The following is a 1,327-nucleotide window of genomic DNA, read 5'->3' as shown; positions in this document are numbered from 1 at the left end:
CGGCGGAAATACCCGGGAGATTGGGCTGAGGTATAATGTGGAGGAGGTGGTGGGGGTTTGTGGGAATTAGGGATTACAAATATTCCAGATTTTGAGATGGATTTTTCCCTCTCTGTTACCGATTATTGCCACAGAATACTTTTAACAAGAAAAATTGAAATTATTGCAATCAAATTGGCTGGATCCAATGGCTGAGTGTGCCCCGTTGCATTTCTTCCATAGTCTCCCTTGCGGGACCCGCTGCCTCAACCTTAATACCGATTCGAATTTGCCCGCTCTCTGAGGTATCTTCCGTGAGTATGTGATTGAATGGAAAAAATTCACGAATTTTTCCACCGATTTTGTGACCGGTACATATCAGTTGGACATTATTCCTTTCAAGGATGGACCATATCGGTTCCCACAGGTAGAAGGCACCTGTGGAGCCGAAGGGATTGTCAATGATCATCACCTTCGAGGTATTCTTGTCGTGCCTCCCGACCACAATGTCCCTGATAAATGACATGAGAATGACAATGAATATGATGTACATCGTGTTTTCCTGTCCGTCTGAAGCTTTAATCGCTTCCCAATTCTGGAAATCAATAGATCCGCGATCAATTTTACGAATTTTCACACGGATCATCCGCATATCCATTACTCGATTGATCAATTGATTGGGCCTCAGATAGTTTTCGAGCTCTTTGAGTCCAACAGTGCCATTTTCAATTCCCCGATTGAGATCCTGAATATATCTGCGCATCTCGACTTTTGCCTGATCTTCAGTATATATACACTGGTCGAAATTCATGCGCACCATGTCTTTCAAGCGTTCGTCGATGTAAATCTTCGAAATTTCTGGGAATTTTTTCAGATAATCCCGGTACATCATTGCCATTCCAAGTGCTTGGTCGACTACCCTCTTCTCGACTTCTTTTAGCGGCTCAATCTGCGACTTGGTCAATTCCACCTTCACAAGAATGGTATTGGAGTAATCGTCCATATTTTTCCGGTTTGACCGTGTTTCCTTGAGGCTCTCAGCAACCCTCAGCTTCTGCTTAATGGTATCCTTGAATGTTGAGGCGACTGGTATTCCGCTGACATTGAGATCGAATTGCATCCTTGCAGTTTCGAAACGATCTTTGTTTGTCTTGACGGCTTTTTCACCTCGCTCAAGTTGTTCGCGGAGAATTGAATGATCCCTGAGCTCCTCAGCAACAGGGGCTGATATCGTTTCAAAACCATGAATGCCGGCAAGAATCCGATATTCGGCATGGTTTTTGATGAGGTTCTGATGTTCCTGCTCTTTCTGCTGGAATGATAAATTTAGCGCATCTATTTTACCTTC

At 43.9% G+C, this 1,327-nt stretch carries 1 protein-coding gene; it reads right to left on the bottom strand.

From position 1 onward, the window contains the following. Window positions 1–169 precede the first annotated feature (169 nt). Window positions 170–1,327 (bottom strand): hypothetical protein (locus QCH34_RS12780; RefSeq protein ID WP_300334692.1); only part of this gene is annotated, 1,158 nt, incomplete at its 5' end.

The organism is Methanocalculus sp. (assembly GCF_029762515.1).
In the GTDB taxonomy this organism is placed as follows: domain Archaea; phylum Halobacteriota; class Methanomicrobia; order Methanomicrobiales; family Methanocorpusculaceae; genus Methanocalculus.
This window is presented reverse-complemented; position numbering and strand designations above follow the sequence as displayed.